This is a genomic window from Burkholderia sp. LA-2-3-30-S1-D2 (assembly GCF_001523915.2).
GTDB classification, from domain to species: domain Bacteria; phylum Pseudomonadota; class Gammaproteobacteria; order Burkholderiales; family Burkholderiaceae; genus Burkholderia; species Burkholderia diffusa.
In genome coordinates, this window is record NZ_CP013384.1 from 1816203 (window position 1) to 1833745 (window position 17543).

Annotated in this window: 14 protein-coding genes; 1 reads left to right on the top strand and 13 read right to left on the bottom strand. The window is 68.4% G+C overall.

Annotated features, from left to right (window positions below; all coding sequences use genetic code 11):
- Positions 1-15: 15 nt before the first annotated feature.
- The 7 genes from WS66_RS21145 to WS66_RS21175 form a co-directional block, all read right to left on the bottom strand.
- The gene (locus WS66_RS21145; protein WP_059606721.1) at positions 16-1059 is read right to left on the bottom strand and encodes an ABC transporter substrate-binding protein; all 1044 of its coding nucleotides are present in this window, start codon (positions 1057-1059) and stop codon (positions 16-18) included.
- Positions 1056-1856 (bottom strand): siderophore-iron reductase FhuF, encoded by an 801-nt coding sequence (gene fhuF / locus WS66_RS21150; RefSeq protein ID WP_059606719.1) that lies wholly within the window; start codon positions 1854-1856, stop codon positions 1056-1058. The genes WS66_RS21145 and fhuF overlap by 4 nt, the downstream gene beginning before the upstream one ends.
- A complete protein-coding gene (gene fhuB / locus WS66_RS21155; protein ID WP_059606717.1) occupies positions 1853-3946 on the bottom strand; it encodes a Fe(3+)-hydroxamate ABC transporter permease FhuB in 2094 nt (697 codons plus the stop codon). The genes fhuF and fhuB overlap by 4 nt, the downstream gene beginning before the upstream one ends.
- A complete protein-coding gene (locus WS66_RS21160; RefSeq protein WP_059606715.1) occupies positions 3943-4794 on the bottom strand; it encodes an ABC transporter ATP-binding protein in 852 nt (283 codons plus the stop codon). The genes fhuB and WS66_RS21160 overlap by 4 nt, the downstream gene beginning before the upstream one ends.
- Entirely contained in the window at positions 4784-5803 is a 1020-nt protein-coding gene (locus WS66_RS21165) for a TauD/TfdA family dioxygenase (protein ID WP_059606713.1), read from the bottom strand. Before WS66_RS21165 ends, WS66_RS21160 begins: the two co-directional genes overlap by 11 nt.
- 45 nt (positions 5804-5848) lie before the next feature.
- Positions 5849-6091 carry an MbtH family protein gene (locus tag WS66_RS21170; RefSeq protein WP_059510746.1) on the bottom strand — a complete coding sequence of 81 codons (243 nt, stop codon included), beginning with the start codon at positions 6089-6091 and terminating at the stop codon, positions 5849-5851.
- A 94-nt stretch (positions 6092-6185) separates the two neighbouring features.
- A complete protein-coding gene (locus tag WS66_RS21175) occupies positions 6186-6854 on the bottom strand; it encodes an RNA polymerase factor sigma-70 (protein ID WP_059606711.1) in 669 nt (222 codons plus the stop codon).
- A gap of 191 nt (positions 6855-7045) precedes the next feature.
- On the opposite strand from WS66_RS21175, the gene WS66_RS34435 reads away from it, so the two are divergent.
- A complete protein-coding gene (locus WS66_RS34435; RefSeq protein WP_442859302.1) occupies positions 7046-7129 on the top strand; it encodes a hypothetical protein in 84 nt (27 codons plus the stop codon).
- A 94-nt stretch (positions 7130-7223) separates the two neighbouring features.
- On the opposite strand, the gene WS66_RS21180 is transcribed toward WS66_RS34435, so the two are convergent.
- From WS66_RS21180 to WS66_RS21205, 6 genes are all read right to left on the bottom strand, one after another.
- Complete coding sequence (locus tag WS66_RS21180) at positions 7224-8246, bottom strand: fimbrial protein (RefSeq protein WP_059606709.1); 1023 nt, start codon at positions 8244-8246, stop codon at positions 7224-7226.
- Positions 8243-8989 (bottom strand): fimbrial biogenesis chaperone, encoded by a 747-nt coding sequence (locus WS66_RS21185; RefSeq protein ID WP_059606707.1) that lies wholly within the window; start codon positions 8987-8989, stop codon positions 8243-8245. Before WS66_RS21185 ends, WS66_RS21180 begins: the two co-directional genes overlap by 4 nt.
- A gap of 16 nt (positions 8990-9005) precedes the next feature.
- Positions 9006-11459 (bottom strand): fimbria/pilus outer membrane usher protein, encoded by a 2454-nt coding sequence (locus WS66_RS21190; RefSeq protein WP_059606705.1) that lies wholly within the window; start codon positions 11457-11459, stop codon positions 9006-9008.
- Between the two features lie 122 nt (positions 11460-11581).
- Positions 11582-12094 (bottom strand): fimbrial protein, encoded by a 513-nt coding sequence (locus WS66_RS21195; RefSeq protein WP_059606942.1) that lies wholly within the window; start codon positions 12092-12094, stop codon positions 11582-11584.
- Between the two features lie 831 nt (positions 12095-12925).
- On the bottom strand, positions 12926-14392 hold the full coding sequence (locus WS66_RS21200; RefSeq protein WP_059606703.1) for an efflux transporter outer membrane subunit: 1467 nt from the start codon (positions 14390-14392) through the stop codon (positions 12926-12928).
- Positions 14389-17526, bottom strand: a complete 3138-nt coding sequence (locus WS66_RS21205) for a multidrug efflux RND transporter permease subunit (RefSeq protein WP_059606700.1) — start codon at positions 17524-17526, stop codon at positions 14389-14391. Before WS66_RS21205 ends, WS66_RS21200 begins: the two co-directional genes overlap by 4 nt.
- Positions 17527-17543: the final 17 nt, after the last annotated feature.

Below are 17543 nucleotides of genomic sequence, written 5' to 3' on the forward strand. Positions count from 1 at the left end.
CGACGATTCGCTCGCTCAGCGCACGGCCGGCAGCTTCAGCATCGTATCGGTCATCACGTCGGCCAGCTTCAGCGCCGACATCGGCCCGCCGAACCCCCAGATGTTCCGTTCGACGAGCGCGATCCTGCGTTCGCGCAGCGCGGGCACGAAACGCCACACGGGCGAGTCGAGTTTCGACGACAGCGGCACGTCCATCCCCGTCGCGGTGACGAACAGCACGGCGAGATCGCGTTGCCGGAGCAGATCGGCGGATGTCACGTAAAGCGTGCCTTCGCGCGTCGGCTTCTTCGGCCACGGGTCGAGCCCGAGCGCGCGCGCGAGGCCCGCCGACGTGCTGTTGCCGGTATACGCCCAGTAGCGGTCGGGCAGCCCGAGATCCTGCAGCAGTGCGATGCGATCGCCGCCGCGGCCCGCGGCCTTGAGCCGCGATGCATTGCGCGCGATCCCTGCGTCGAGTTGTGCTTCGACCGCCTTCGCGCGCGCGTCGCGTCCGGTCACGGTACCAATCGTCCGGAAGATCCGGCGCATCCAGTCGAGCTGCGTGACGAGCACGCCGCCTTCCGACACGTTCGGGCTGAACTGGAACAGGATCGTCGGCGCGATTCGGTCGAGCGCGGCGAAGATCGGCGCATGCCGGAAGCCGACGCCGAGGATGAGGTCCGGCTTCACCGCGGCGATCGCCTCGAGCCCCGGCTCCTGACGCGAGCCGATGTCGGTCACATGGGCGAGCCGGTCGCTCTCGTAGCCGAGCCAGCCCGGATAGAACGCGGTATCGGCCATGCCGGCCGGCACGATGTCGAGCGCGATCACGCTTTCCGCGAACATGAAGTCGAGCGCGACCACACGTTGCGGCTGCACCGGCATCGTCGCGCTCGCCTGCGATACGACGGGGTTGCCGGCGAGCGAGCGGCCCGATTGCGAAGGCGTGCTGCCCTGCCCGCCGCGCGCGTCGTTCGCGACCGCGGCGGCCGGCGCCGCATGCGCGCCGCAGCAAGCAGCGCCGAACGCGGCCAGTGCGGCAAGCGCATGGCGGCGGCCGGCATGCGGTGCCGGAGTCACCGGATCGCATCCTGCTCGGCCAGCGCCGCGTCGTCCATCGTCAATAGCAGGGGGCAGCTTCCACACAGTTGCGTTTCTCCAGGAATTTCATAGCGCAGGCAGCACACGCGGCGTGCGCGAAACGGCGTCGGCAGCAGCGGCGAGCGCGGCACGGCGTCGCGTACCGGCAGGCGCAGCGGATTCAGCTCACCTTCGACGCAGGACGCGCCGAACAGCCAGTCGGCATCGCGAGCGGGATCGGCCGCGCACGGCAGCGAACGGTACGTGTCGAGCAGATAGTCGAGCAGGTTGCCCGCGTTGCTCCACAGCACGCGCGGCGTGACGCGGCCCATCGCCGCGAGCAGGCCGATCACCGCGCCGAGATGCGCGACGAGCCCCGCATAGCGCGGCGCGGGCGCGATGCACGGCGCGCCGAGCGCGTCCGGCGCGAAATACAGCGCAGCCGGCATCCCGTCGTCGAGCGCGACGAACGTGCGGTCCGGCGTCATGTCGAGCGGCCGGCCGAGCGTCAGCGCGGCGACGACGCCGGCCAGCGCCGCGCGGCCGAAATAGTATTTGCTCCATTGCGACATCAGCGCGCGCGCATGCAACGCCGGATCGCCGCCGTAGTGGCGGACCATCGCATCGAGCAGCGCATCGCGATGATCGGGCAGCGCGGCGACCGGCACGATGATCCGGCCCGGCGCGTGCGCGTCGTCGGGCATCCCGAGCCACACCGCGTCGAGATGGCCGGTGAACGGTTCGGGGGCGAACGCGGAGAAGCGCGTGGCGCGTGCACCGTCGAGCGCTGGTGTCATCGCCCCGCGCGCCGCGCGCGGCGCCCCTCGAGGATCAGCAGCCCGAGCAGATACGGCGCGCCGATCAGCGCGGTCAGCACGCCGGCGGGCACTTCGCGCGGCGCGACGACCGTGCGGGCGGCCAGGTCGGCACACCCGAGGATCAGCGCGCCGCATGCGGCCGCGAGCCACAGCCGCGTGCGGTGCCGGCGCGCGCCGAGCATCGTCGCGACGTGCGGCGCCATCAGTCCGATGAAGCCGACCGGCCCGACCGCCGCGACGGCCGCGCACGCGGCGAGCGTCGCGATCGTCAGCGCGAGCGGCCGCAGCGCAGCGACCGGCAGGCCGAGCGCGGCCGCCTGGTCGTCGCCGAGCGCGAGCATGTCGAGCGGTCGCGCGAGCCAGGCGAACACGGGGATCGCGAGCACGCACCACGGCATCAGCATCGACACCTCGCCCCAGCCGCGGCCGTAGGTGCCGCCGACGAGCCACACGACGAAGCGCGCGGGCTGCACGCTTTCCTGTGTGATCAGCCATTGCGCGAGCGTGGTCCACAACGCGCCGATCACGATGCCGGTCAGCGCGACCGCGAGCGGTGCATAACGGTGCCGGTGATTGAGCGCGAGCGTGATCGCGAGCGACAGCGCACCGCCGCTCAACGCGGCCAAGGCGAGCGTCACGTGCCCCATCAGCGGCCACGTCGACAACGCGAACAGCGTGACGAGCCCCGCGCCCTGCGTGACGCCGAGCACTTCGGGGCCGGCGAGCGGGTTGCGCACGACGCTCTGCATCGCGACGCCGCTCACGGCGAGCAGCGCACCCGCGAGGAGCGCGCACAGCAGCCGCGGCATGCGCAGGTCGATCAGCATTCGCGCGACGGCATCGTGACCCGACAGCGCGGCGGACCAGCGTGCCGGCGACAGCCATTCGGGGCCGGCCGACACGCCGGCGAATACGACGAGCACGCCGGCCGCGACGAGCAGCGCGGTGCGCAGCGGCCGGCCGAGCTGCTCGAGCCAGGCGACCACCCGCGTCGACCCGTTGCCGGCCGCGCGTTCGGCTTGAGCATGCAGCACGCCCGACCAAGCAGCGCCGCGCCGGATCATCGCGAGCATCAGCGGCGTGCCGACGAGCGCGATCGCGACGCCGGTCGACAGCGTCGCGTCGAGACCCGACGCGAGCACCGCACTGTCGGTGACGAGCACGAGCGCGCCCCCCGCGAGCGCCGACAGCGGCACCAGCACGCCGAGCCGGCCCGCGCGTGCGCCGCGCACCTGGCGCACCAGGTTCGGCGCGACGAGCCCCACGTACGACAGCGGGCCCGCGATGCTGACGGCCACGCTCGTGAACGCGACCGCGACGATCGTCGCCGCGAGCCGCGCCGCGTCGACGCGCACGCCGGCCGCGGCCGCCGCCTCGTCGCCGAGCGCGAGCGGATTCAGCGGCCGGATCACGAACGGCAGCGCGAGCAACGGCACGACGAGCCAGCGCGCGGCAAGCGCGAGCCCGGTCGCGCCGGGTTGATAAAGACTGCCGTTGGTCCACAGCGCCGCGCCCGCGATGTTCTGCTCGAAGAATGCGAGCACGAGCGTCGACAGTGCCGCGAACAGCAGCATGCACACACTACCCGCAAGCACGAGCCGCAGCGGCGTCGCGCGCCAGCCGCCGGCCGCGACGATCGCGCACGCGGCGGCGATCAGCCCGCAGACGAACAGCAGCGGCACCGACGCGACACCGGCGAGCGCCGGCACCAGCATCGCCGCGAGCAGGCCGAGCTGGGCGCCGCCCGTCACGCCGAGCAGGTCGGGCGATGCGAGCGGGTTGCGCGTGAGCGACTGGAACAGCGCGCCCGCGATGCCGAGGCAGCCGCCCGCGACGAGCGCGGCCGCGACACGCGGCAGGTTGAGGTCGAACAGGAACACGCCCGCGAGCGCGGCAGCGTCGCTGCCCGGCATCGCGTTCCACCATACGCGGAGGTCTGGGGCGATGCGCAGCACCGCCAGCACCGCGATCAGCACGACGAGGCCGAGCGCGAGCACGCTGGCACGGCGGCCGGATGCCGCGCCCTGCCCGCTCGCCGCGAGTCGCTTGCGCATCGCGAACGTCGTCATACGGCGATATCCCGGTGAACGGCGCGATCGAACCCGTCCGCCGTGCCGGATGCCGGCGGCCCGTATGCCGGCACGCACATCGGCGCGCCCGTCTGCGGATGCGCGAGCTTGAGCATGTCGACGCCGAACGCCGCGCGCAGCCGCGCCGGTTCCAGCATCGCGTCGGGCGAGCCCTGCGCGACAAGGCGGCCGGCACGCATCAGCACGATGTCGTCGCTGAACGCGGCTGCCTGGTTCAGGTCATGCAGGACCCACACGATCGTCAGCCCGCGCGCGCGGTTCAGTGCGCGCAGCGCGTCGAGGATGTCGAGCTGATGATGGATGTCGAGATAGGTCGTCGGCTCGTCGAGCAGCACGATCGACGCCTGCTGCGCGAGCGCCATCGCGATCCACGCGCGCTGCCGCTCGCCGCCCGACAGCGCGCCGACGTCACGCCCGGCGTCGCCGGCCAGGCCGCTCGTCTCGAGCGCCTCGTCGATCGCCGCATGGTCGGCGCGCGACAGCCCGCGCAGGAAACCGCCATACGCGTAGCGGCCGTACGCGACCAGCTCGCGCACGGTCAGCCCCGACGGAATCTGGTTGAACTGCGCGAGCATCGTGAGCTCGCGCGCGAGCGCGCGACGGCGAAACGACGCGAGCGGCTTGCCGTTCACGTCGATGCGGCCCGCACGCGCGGGCTGCAGGCCCGCGAGCGTGCGCAGCAGCGTGCTCTTGCCGCAGCCGTTCGGGCCGCACAGCGCGGTCACGCGGCCGGCCGCGATCGACAGGTCCAGCCCGTCGATCACGACATGGTCGCGATAACCCACCGTCAATCCGCGCGCGGCCAGCGCGGCGGTACTACGCGTCATCGGTCCTCCGTTCGGCCGCGCGCGGGACCGTATAGCTTTGCGCCATCGCGACGACCACCTTGCGCGGCCCTTCGAACGGGTCGCGTGCGTGCGCGGTCAGCATGTTGTCGAGCATCAGCACGTCGCCCGTGCGCCACGGGAACGCGATGCGCTGGCGATCGAGCACGCCGCGGATTTCCGCGAGCGCGTCGGCCTCGAGCGGCGCGCCGTCGCCGTAATACACGTTGCGCGGCACGTTCTCGAGCCCGACCGCGTCGACGAGCGCTTCCTGCATGTCGTCGTCGAGCGCCGACAGGTGAAACAGGTTCGCCTGGTTGAACCACACGCGCTCGCCCGTGCGCGGATGGCGTGCGACAGCCTGGCAGCGTTCGCGCGTGCGCAGCAGCAGTTCGCCGTCGTCGTCCGTGCGCCATGTGCATTCGATGCCGCGCGCCGCGCACATCCGCTCGACCTCGGCCGGCTCGTCGGTGCCGAACGACTGCTGCCACGGCAGGTCGAGCCCCTGGCCGAAGTTGCGCACGTACAGCAGCTCGCGCTGCTCGAAGCGCGCGACCAGCGCCGGATCGAGCGCGCGATAGACGGCGCGGCTGTCCGCGATCGGCGTCGCACCACCTTTTGGCGCCGCGAGCGCGCAATGGAACCAGATCCGCAGCGGCCACTCGCGCGTGTACGACTGCTCGTTGTGCAGCGGAATCGCGCGATGCGGCGGGTATTCGGTCGACGTGTAGACGGCGCCTTCGACCTGGCTGCGCGGCGTCGACGCGTATTCATAGCCGATCAGCGGATCGCCGAACGACGCCGCGAACTGCTGGAACGCGTCGATCGACGGCACGTGAAAGCCCGTGAACAGCACACCGCCCGCCCGTTCGAGCGTGTCGGCCGCGATCGCATGCGCGAGCGGCGCGATCTCGTCGATCGACATGCCGTCGGCGCCGCGCGGCGACACGACGGTGGGCAGCCCCGGCTCGATACGCAGGTCGTCGAGCGTCGGCAACGAAAGCAGGGTCATGCAACGTCCTCTTCAGGTGGCGCGCCGCACACGCGGCGCAGCGGGTCACGACGCGCGCGTTGCGCGATCGCCGTCCATCGCGCGGCGCAGGCTCGCGGGGCGCATGTCGGTCCAGACGGTCTCGATGTGCGCGAGGCAGTCGGCTTTCGGGCCGCGCACGCCGACCTCGCGCCACCCGGCCGGCACGGGCCGGAACGTCGGCCAGATCGAATACTGTTCTTCGTCGTTGATGACGACCGTGTAGACGAGGTCGTCGGTGTCGGCGGAAGGCGTCGTGGCTTGCGTCATGATCGAAAAATGCGGGAGGCGGTTGAAGGAGGCGAAGCGGCGAACTGTCGGATCGGCCGCTCCTGTCTTGAAGACGATTGGCCGGCGCGATTTTTTACCGGCGCCGCGCGCGGCCGCCGAGAAACACCGGGCACGCGTCACCGCGATGGCACGCGTCGAGGCATTCCGCGCAGTGCCGCTCCGCGTCGCGCACCATGAAATGCACGAGTGTCTGCGACACGTTCAACGCGCGCGCCGCGGTCTGCAGCGTCTCCTCGCGCAGCCGCACCATCTCGAACGCCGCGCGGCTGCGCGCCGGCAGGTCGTCGAGCGCGGCCCACACGCGACGCAGCGTGTCGCGCGTCATCAGCGCGGCCTCGGGCGTCGGTTCCGGCGACGGCACGTCGAAGCCGTCGTCCTCTTCCGTGTGATAGACGTTCTCGAGGCTTTGCCGGCGGCACGCATCGATCGACGCATTGCGCACCATCCGCGTCACGTATGCGATCGGCTGGCGCACCGCGTCCTGGTTCGGGAATTCGACGAGCTTCACGAACACGTCGTGCACGACGTCCTCGGCGCGGCTCGCACAACCGACGAAGCCGCGCGCGACGTTGACGAGCATCGCGCGATGGGCGATCAGCACGTCGAGCAGCGCACCCTGCGCATGCGGCTCGGCGGTACGGCGCGCCCGCGGCGCGGGACGCGACGGCAGGTCCGGATAACTGCCGAGGAACGGGTTCGCCGTTGCCGCTGCCGGTCGTTCGAGCACTTCCGCCATAGCCATCGATCTGCTCCGTCAAATTCCGAGATAGCGCAATTTAACGTAAACGCAAATCATTCTCAATCCGATTACGAGATGACCCTTTCGGTTGTCGGGATTTGTCTGATTAATTGACGGATTCGGTGTTTTGACGAACGGGACAGGCCGAACGACAGGATCTCGACGAAGACGCCTCCGCCACCGTCGCACGGCTCGTGCCGGCCACCGCCGAAGCGCATCCGCGCCATGTGTGCGACTTCGTGCATCGCCATCACAAGGTGTGTCGCCGGGTGCTTTGAGCGGCGCGCCGCGAGCCTGGGAAAAAGCGCCGGCATGCCGGCGCTTTCACGTGAGGTGCGTGCGGTGCGTCGAGCCGCGCTCGCGCGGCTCGCGTCAGTAGATGAACAGCCGGATCGTTGCAGTCGCATCGAACCGCCCGATCTTCGGCGGCCCGAACGACTTGAGCACCGCGTCCATCAATACGCTCTGGTTCATGACGTTGGACGGAAACTGAGCGAGGTTGAACTGTTGGTTGAACGGAATGGCCTTGCCCTGGCTGTCCTCGATCCCGATACCGAAATTGCTGTCCTTCGCCGGCACCAGCAAGCCGTTCTGAACCGGATAGCTCGTTTCGAAATATCCGTCGACGCGTACCGCGACGTTGCATTTCTTGGTCAACGACAACGAGAACCGCTTGCGCGGCACCGCCGGCATGAAGCCGTTGCCCACGGCCTGCACCTGTCCGAAATTGACGATGCCCGGTTCGGGCGTCACGAGCACGTCGACGAAGCACGGCGTCGGCTTGAGGTTGCGCAGGCCGCTCAGGCGGTACTGGAAGCTCGGGTTGTATGCATTCAGCCCGAACTCGCCGTCGAACTGGAATACCGTGTAGATATCGCTCGGTGGCTGGACCCAGTTGCCCTTCTTGCGCACGACGACCTGGTAGTCGATGCTGATACGGGTCTGCTCGCAACGTCCGCGATCGAAGTCGTACTTGCTGCACGGCGGCACCGAATAGCCGGTAAACACCCCTCCGCCGCGATTACTCGTCTTGTTGAAATAGTCGATTCCCTTGTAGCGGATGCCGATCTCCAGCCCCCACGCCGCCGGGTTCGTGCGATTCGGGTTCGCGTAGAAATAGATGTTGTCGACGACTTTCAGGCTGCCTGCATCGCCGAGGTCCTTGTAGCAATACCCTGACGTGGTGCGGACCGGCGACACCCAGATCACGTATCCGTCCGGCGCGTCGGTCGGATACGACGCGACACCGCCGATCGGCTCGGTCAGCGAGGTCGCACCGCTGTTCGTCAGGCATCTTAGCGCCCACGCCGGCTGCGCGGCCGCGACCAGCAATCCCAGCACGAGCCAGCGCAGCCACGCCGCCGGCAACCGCCGTTCGCGCATCCCGCCGCTCATTTCTTCACGCTCTTGCAGGCACCGGCCTCGCACGCATACTCGACCGTCACCTGGCCGCCGTAGTCGTCCACGTGCGTGACGAACAACGTCGACGGCGTCGCGGCCTTGAACGGCACGTCGGCCGTGCTCATCGGGCTCACCATCACCGGGTCCAGCGGCACATGCGTCTTCTGCGCACCCGAAGCCACGTCGACGATCGTGATGTGATACGGCGTCGGATTGTCGAACACGAGCTTGTGCGCCCCCGCGTCGACGCGCAGCGTCATCGGCAGCGTCCAGTCCTCGTCACGCGCAGGCTGCACGCCCTTCGGCCGGTAGAACAGCTTCATCTGCGTATGCAGCGCGATCTGCAGCGTGTTCGGCGTATCGGTCTTCGGCGGCACTTCGCGGATGTTCAGGTAGAACACCGATTCGCGATCGGCCGGCAGTTCGGTGCCCGGCAGCTTCGCGATGCGCAGCACGTTGCGCTCGTTCGCCTCGACCCGCTGCAGCGGCGGCACGACCATCAGCGGCGACGTGATCTTGTTGCCTCGCGTGTCCTCGAGCCACGACTGCACGAGATACGGATACGTCGTGCTCTTGTTCGTGATGGTGACGATCGCGGCCGGTTCGCCTTCGTTGAAGATCACGCGCGTGCGGTCCGGCACGATCGCCGCATGCGCGACGCCGGCGAGCAGCGCGCTGGCCACGGCCAGCATGCACGATGCGCGGCGCGGGAAGAAAAGAGAGAAAGCGTGGTTCATCGCTGGATCCGTCAAATCATCGTTCGGTCCGTGCGGCCGCCGCACGCGGCTCGCCGGGCGTCTGGCACGTCACCGGAATCGGCGTGCCTTCGAGTTGAAGCTGGTTGGGCAGTGCATTCACCGCGCACAGCGTGCGTTCGCCTGCACGCACCACGAGCGCGGATTTCGGCTGCACCTGAGTCAGAAACGCGGCGCCGGCTTCGCCGACGATGCCGAGCTCCTTGCCGTTCGCCGCGTCCTGCACGGATGCGCCGAACGGCACCGGCTTGCCGGCCGCATCGGTCAGCGTCAGGTACAGGTTGCTGCCGCGCGCGGTGGAGAACGTCACGAAGCCGATCGCGCCGTCGGTCAGCACCATGCGCTGGATCGGGTTCGACACCTGCACCTCGAGCGGCAGTTTCTCGACGTTGACGGTCGCGTCGTACACGTTGTACGGCGAGATCCCGTCGAGCACCGCGTAGCCGCGCGAGTCGGTATGCGTGAGCGTGCCGGACAGCGGCACGTCGGGCACGCCGTCGGTCGATACCAGCAGGCGCGTATCGCCCGCATTGCCGTTCGCATGCGCGGACACGCCGTACTGCGTCGCGACGAGCGAGCCGTCGACTTCGAGCGACGCGGCCGCGTACGCGTTGGCGAGCGTCGACGCCTGCGCGCTCAGCTGGTAGGTCGACGTGCGCTGGCGGAAGCTCGCGTTCGCCGACGCGCGGCCGTCGGTCGCGCCCGCATTGATCTGGTAGGTGCGGCCGTCCGGATCGTCGTAGATGTAGCCCGCGTTCACGCTCGTGCTGCCGCTGCCCGTCGTCAGGTTCGACGTGACGGTGTGGCGGCCGCCGATCGGCAGCGTCGCGGTCACCGAGAACTGGTTGCCGCTCGCGCCCGCACTCTGCGTGCGGAACGCGGACACGCTGACGTTCAGGTTGCGCAGTGCGCCGACCGAGAACGCGCGCGTCAGCGTGAGACCCACGCGCTGCTCGGACGAGCGCGCCCAGTAGGTCGTCTGGTCGTACGAGAAATAGGTCGACGTGTCGCCGAAGCGCTTCGACATCGTCGCCGAGTAGCGCTGCTTGCTGTTGGCGAGGCCATACGCGGTCGGGTCGCCGGAGAACTGTGCGAAGTTGGTGTACTCGCGCTCGGAGAAGCGATAGCCGAAGAAGCGCACGTCCGCATCGAGCCCGTCGAAGTGCTTCGAATAGTTGATACGGTACGAGTTGCCGTTGCGCGTCGCGCCATTCCACCACAGCCGCGCGCGTGCGTGCGTGACGTCGGCCGACACCGCGCCGAACGTGCCGAAATCGCGGCCGACGCCGAGCGCGATCGACGTATAGCCCGATGCGGCGATGAAGCCGCCGTACAGCGTGATGTCGAACGGCAACCCGTAGGCAGCTTCGCCGAACCCGAAGAACGGCGTGATGCCGGCGCCGCCGAACTGCCGCGGCTTGCCGACGGCAGCCTTGTAGCGCAGTTGTCCGGTGCGCGCGAGGAACGGCACGGCGGCCGTCGTCACCTGGAAGCGCTGCACGCTGCCGTCTTCCTCGTCGACCGTGACGTCGAGCGTGCCCTGCACGCTCGTATTGATGTTCTGCAGCGCGAACGCGCCGGGCGACACGCGCGTCACGTACAGCACGCGGCCCGCCTGCGACACGGTGACGGTCGCGTTGGTGCGCGCGACGCCCGAGATCAGCGGCGCATAGCCGCGCAGCGAAGGCGGCAGCATCCGGTCGTCGCTGCGGATCGACGCGCCGGTCAGCGCGAACGTGTCGAAAATGTCCGAGTTCAGGTAGTCGTCGCCGAACGTCACCGTCGACTGGATCGACGGCAGCGCGCGAAACGCATAAAGCCGGCTGAAGCGGAACGTGCGGTCCGCATACGCCGTGTTGCCCACGTTCGACTGCACCTGGTAGTCGCCGCGAAAGCGCCACGCGTCCCAGTTCGCGCCGATCGTGCCGTAGGCCTGGACCGAATTCGTCTGTCCGCCGCCCGAACCGAAGTTGCGGTTCGTGTTCGCGATCACGCGATAGTCGAGCATCGCGCCCGGAATCCCGTCGGACCAGCTCGACGGCGGCAGGTACGTCGAATCGGTGAATTCGAGCGCGGCCTGCGGAATCGTGATCTTCAGCCGTCCGTCGCTCTTCAGGTAGCGCACGGTCGCGCCCTCGATCGCGCCGAGATCGACGCAACGTCCGCCCTGAAAGCGCGGCAGGTCCTTCGCGAGCGATGGTTTCAGCCCGAACCGCGCGACGAGTTCCGGCGGCAGGCACGGCTTGCCCGCGCCGGATGCGTCGAGCGCGATGAACTGGATCGCCTGCAGCCCGTAGAACAGGTCGTTGACCTGCACGTCGAGCATGTATTCGCCCGGCAGCGTGAAGTCGGGCTGCGAGAACTGCGACAGGTCGACGTTGTTCGTGCCGTCGATGTCGAGGAACGACGAATTGAATTCCGTCGCATGGCTCTGGCTGCCGACCACCAGCACGGAGACGCAAAGGAAGGAATGTCTGATTCGCACGCGGCGCTACCGGAAATCCGGGGAAGGTGAGACGTGAAGGAAAGGAAGCCGGAGAAAGGGTGTCGACACCCCTTCTCCGGTACGGCCGCTTACTGGTAGCGGACCGTGAAGTTCGCGACGCCGTCGGCCGTACCCGGCGTCACGCCGGCGGCCGTGGCTTCGTACATTGCCGCGAAGCGTGCGGTGTTGGTGCCGTTTTGCAGCAGGGTCGGCGCCTTCTGTTCGGCGCCGTTGTCGAGGTATTCGCCCGACGCGGCCTGCAGGCGGATGCCGACGTTGGTTGCCGAACCGATCGTGGCGAGCAGCTTCGGCTGGCCTGCGCTCGACGTGCCCGTGAACGTGAAGTACGCGCTCTGCGCGATGCTGGTGTCGCAGTCCGTCAGCTTGATGTCGAACGACACCGCGTCCGACTTGTCGCCGGCTTGCTTGAACTTGTTGGTCGGCACCTTGCCGAGCTGCACGGTCTGGTTGACGGAGTTCGAATCGATGCCGCATGCGCCCGCGACGATCTCGCCCGTGAAGTTGATCGTGCCGGTGCCCGCTGCGAAGGCCGAGGTGGACAGGGCTGCGAGTGCGACCGCGCTCAGGAGGGTTTTTTTCATGACGTTTTCCATGAGAATTGCAAAGGGAATGGACGACGTGGCGGATACAAAAGGCAGCGTGTGGTTGGCTCCCGTCCGTCACGAGGCGGCATTATCGAGATAAGAGTGAAATAATTTTGTAAATCATTGTCAAATCTCAATGACAATGTTTGTTTTAAGCACTTTTAAACCCACTCCTTCCCGCAAATTCTCAATTACGACATTTTATTCCGCAGTCCTTTTCTATTTTCCAGAACCGACTGAAAATTAAAGAAAATTTGTTTTATCGATTCAAATATCCCAGCTTCTCGTTGCTGGACAACACTTTCCAGATACCGGGTGCGAGCCGACAAAATTCGGTCCGATCCCGCCATCGTTGCTTGACCACAACGAAACAATTCGACGATTTTCCACCAACAAGAAATTAACTGGCGATATTCAACGACGCGAAACTTTCACGCAAACGATTGCAATATCTGCACAAACGTTTCACCGCGACACTTCGTCGCCCCTGATTATTCGTAATGCGTGAATTAATCGAATCGTCAACCCGGAATTAAAGCGGCCGCATAAAGTCGTGCGCCGGGACGACATTCGCGACACTGGATGGAGTCGAAACTGGAGGAAGTCCGGCACGATCGGAGGCCGGCGGCGACGCGATCGGTCGCCGGGATGCGAGTCGAGTGAAAGGCGGCCCTTCAACCCGGCTGCGTGGAGGAAAAACAGGCGCGACGAAGCGCGCTTGCGCGTGTCGTCGATCGCGGCCGGTGACCCGACCGCAGCAACACCGACCGGGGTAGCGGCGACGCAGCGCAATGCGCCGCCGCTACCTGCCCGGTCCCGGTCAAGACATCACGCGGCAGCTTCGCCAGCGGTGGCCGGCGCCCACCCGCCGCCCAGCGCGCGATACAGCGCAATCGCATTCGCGAGCCTGCGCTCCTTGAGCCGGATCAGCTCCTGTCCCGACTCGTATGTGCTGCGCTGCGCGTCGAGCAGTTCGAGATACGTCGCGACGCCGCCCGCATAGCGGCGCTCGGCGAGCTTCAGCCGCGCGCCGTCGGCCGCATAGACGTCCTGCTGCGCCGCGAGCTGGCGATCGATCCAGTCGCGCGCGGCGAATGCGTCGGCCACTTCGCGGAATGCGGTCTGCACGGTCTTCTCGTATTCCGCGACCGCGATGTGCTTGCGTGCGGTCGCGACGTCGAGATTCGCGCGATTGCGGCCGCCTGCAAAGATCGGCAGCGTGATGCGCGGCGCGAACGTCCAGACGCTCGTGCCGCCCGCGAACAGGCTCGAGAACGCATCGCTGACCGAACCGTAGTCGGTCGTCAGCGCGATGCGCGGGAAGAACGCCGCGCGCGCGGCGCCGATCTGCGCGTTCGCGGCCTTGAGCCGCGACTCAGCCTGCCGGATGTCCGGCCGCCGTTCGAGCAGCGCGCTCGGCGCGCCGGGCGCCACCGGCGCGATCGCGAGCGTGTCGAACGCGGTGCCGTCGGCCGGCACGGTGCGTGCGAAATCGCCGGCGAGCAATTGCAGCGCGCGCACCGACTGCGCGTGTTCGCGCTGCAGCGCGGCCTGCGACGCACGCGCGGACGCGACCAGCATCTCGGCCGAACGCAACTCGATCGCGTCGCTCGTGCCGGCCGCGTAGCGGCGCTGCGTGAGCGCGGCGATGCGCTCGCGCGCGTCGAGCGTGCGCTGCGCCAGTGCCAGTTGCTCGCGCAACGACCGTTCGGAAACATACGCGCCGGCGACTTCGGCAATCACGCCGATGCGCACCGTGCGCTGCGCGTCGGCCGTCGCGAAATACTCGGCGAGCGCCGCATCGGACAGGTTGCGCACGCGGCCGAACAGGTCGAGCTCGTACGCGCTGACGCCGACGCCCGCGCGATACAGCCCGCTCACCGCGCTCTCGCGCACGACCGGGTCGTACTGACGCGTGCGTTCGTAGCCGAGGCTCGCGTCGACCGACGGCATCAGGTCCGCGCGCTGCACGCCATACAGCGCGCGCGCTTCGTCGAGCCGGCCGGCTGCGATCCGCAGGTCGCGATTGTTGGCGAGCGCGGCATCGATCCACGCCTGCAACGCCGGATCGGTGAAATACGCGCGCCAGTCGTCGAGCAGCGCGGCATCGGCGAATGCAGCCGGCTCGACCGCCGGCTGCGTGTCGCCATCGACCGGCGTGTAGCTGGCCGGCACCGGCGCGGCCGGGCGCTCGTAGCGCGGTGCGAGCGAGCATCCGGCGAGCGCGAACGCGAGTGTGGCGGCCAGCGCGACCCGAGCGCGCGGCGTCGCGCACGCCTTCAGGTAAAACGTCATTGCGAACCCTCCATCGTCGCCGGCTGCGATCCGCCGCGCCGGCGCGGGCCGACGTCGAACAGGCGACCGACGCTCACGAAAAACAGCGGGACGAGAAACACCGCGAGCACCGTCGCCGTGATCACGCCGCCGAGCACGCCGGTGCCGATCGCCATCTGCGCGCCCGATGCGGCGCCCGACGCGAACGCGAGCGGCAGCACGCCGACGCCGAACGCCAGCGACGTCATCACGATCGGCCGCAGCCGCAGGCGCGCGGCCTCGAGCGCGGCGTCGACGAGCGACATGCGCTGCGCGACCAGGTCCTTCGCGACTTCGACGATCAGGATCGCGTTCTTCGCGGACAACCCGATCGTCGCGATCAGCCCCACCTTGAAATAGATGTCGTTCGGCATCGCGCGCAGCGTGACGCCGAGCACCGCGCCGATCAGGCCGAGCGGCACGACCAGCATCACCGCGAACGGGATCGACCAGCTCTCGTAGAGCGCCGCGAGCGCGAGGAACACGACGAGCACCGACAGCGCGAACAGCATCGGCGCCTGCGCGCCCGACAGCCGCTCCTCGAACGACTGCCCCGACCACGCGTGGCCGATGCCGGCCGGCAGCTTCGCGGCGAGCCGCTCGATCGCGGCCATCGCCTCGCCACTGCTGTGGCCGGCCGCGGCCGAGCCGTTGATCGTGAACGACGGATAGCCGTTGTAGCGCGTGAGCTGCGGCGGCCCGAGCGTCCAGTGCAGCGTCGCGAACGCCGCGAGCGGCACCATCTCGCCGCGCGCATTGCGCACGCGCAGCTTCTTCACGTCGTCCGGATCGAGCCGGCGCAGCCCGTCGGCCTGCACGATCACGCGGCGCACCTGCGTGCCATGCATGAAGTCGCCGATGTAGTCGGAGCCGAACATCACCGCGAGCGTCGTGTTGATCTCGTCCATCGACACGCCGAGCGCCGACGCCTTCGCGCGATCGATGTCGAGTTTGAGCTGCGGCGCATCCTGCGTGCCGGCGAACATCAGGTCGGTGAGCGCCGGATCCTTGCCGCCGGCCGCGAGCAGTTGCTCGCGCGCGGCACTGAACGCCGCGTAGTCGAGCCCGCTGCGATTCTGCAGCCGGAAGTCGAAGCCGCTCGTCGAACCGAGATCGGGCAGCGCCGGCGAGTTCATCGCGAACACCGTGGTGTTCGCCGCACCCGCGAAGCGCTCGTTGATGCGCGCGACGATCGCCTGCACGTGATCGCGCCCGGCCTTGCGTTCCTTCCAGTTCTTCAGCGTGACGAAGATCATCCCGCCGTTCGGCCCTTCGCCGTACAGGTTGAAGCCGCCAAGCGCGAACGTATATGCGGCCGGCTCGTCGTTGCGGATATACGACTCGACCTCGCGCACGCTCTGCATCGTTTCCGCGAGCGGCGTGCCCTGCGGCCGGATCACCATCACCATGAAGTTGCCCTGGTCCTCGTCGGGCAGGAACGCGGTCGGCAGTTGCGTGAGCATCAGCGCGGCCGCCGCGGTCAGCGCGCCGTACACGACGAGCCAGCGCACCGGCTTCTTCAGCATCGCGCCGACGCGCGTCGCATAGCGCTGCGTCGCACGCGCGACGAAGCGGTTGAACCAGCCGAAGAAACCGCGCTTCTCGTGATGGTCGCCGGACACCGGCTTGAGCAGCGTCGCGCACAGCGCGGGTGTCAGCGACAGCGCGAGAAACGCCGAGAAGCCGATCGATACCGCGAGCGCGAGCGCGAACTGCCGGTAGATGTTGCCCACCGCGCCGCCGAAGAACGCCATCGGCACGAACACCGACGTCAGCACGACCGTGATGCCGACGATCGCGCCGCTGATCTGCGTCATCGCCTTGACGGTCGCGTCGTAGGGCCCGAGCCCCTCCTCGACCATCAGCCGCTCGACGTTCTCGACGACGACGATCGCATCGTCGACAAGGATGCCGATCGCGAGCACCATCCCGAACATCGTCAGCACGTTGATCGAGAAGCCGGCCGCGTACATCACGCCGAACGTGCCCGCGAGCGCGACCGGCACGACCAGCGTCGGGATCAGCGTCGCGCGCAGGTTCTGCATGAACAGGAACATCACGAGGAACACCAGCACGCCGGCCTCGATCAGCGTCGTGACGACCTTGTTCATCGACACGCGCACGAACGACGACGTCTCGTACGGGATCTGGTATTTCACGCCCGGCGGGAAGTACGCGGACAGCGCGTCCATCGTCGCGCGCACGCGCTTCTCGGTTGCCACCGCGTTGGAGCCCGGCGCGAGCTTGATGCCCATCCCGGTCGCGGTCTTGCCGTTCACGTACGACGGATAGTTGTAGTCGTTGCCGCCGAACTCGACGCGCGCGACATCGCGCAGGTAGAGCGCCGAGCCGTCCGGCTGCGTGCGCAGCGCGATCGCGCCGAAGTCGGCCGGCGTCTTCAGCGGCGCGTCGGCGAACACCGTCGCCGCGATCGGCGCGGTGTCCGGCACCGCGCCGCGGCCGATGTCGCCGATCGTCACGCGCGCGTTGTGCGCGCGCACGGCCGACGAGATATCCGACGCGGTGAGGCCGTGCCCGGCCATCTTCACCGGGTCCGGCCAGATCCGCATCGCATATTCGGCGCCCCAGAACTGCACGCGGCCGACGCCGTCGACGCGGCGCAGCGCCTGCACGACGTTCGCCGACGCGTATTCGCCGAGCTGCACGTCGGTCATCCGGCCGTCGTCCGACGTCAGCGACACGACGAGCTGGATGTTGTCAGCGGCCTTCTCGACCTGGATGCCGTCGCGCCGCACGGGCTCGGGCAGCCGCGCCTCGACGGTCTTCAGCCGGTTCTGCACCTCGACGGCCGCGAGATCGGCGTTGACGCCCTGCTTGAACGTCAGGTACAGCGACGCGGCGCCGGCGCTGCTCGTCGCGGACGTGTACAGCAGCCCCGGCGCGCCGTTCATCTCGCGCTCGATCAGCGCGGTCACCGATTCCTCGACGACCTGCGCGGACGCGCCCGGGTACGTCGCATAGATGCTGACGACGGGTGGCGCGATGTCCGGGTACTGCGCGACGGGCAGCGCGCGTATCGCGAACGCGCCGCCGAGCATGATGAAGAGTGCGATCACCCACGCGAAGACGGGGCGATCGATGAAGAAACGTGCCATGTTGGTCTCGGTGAACC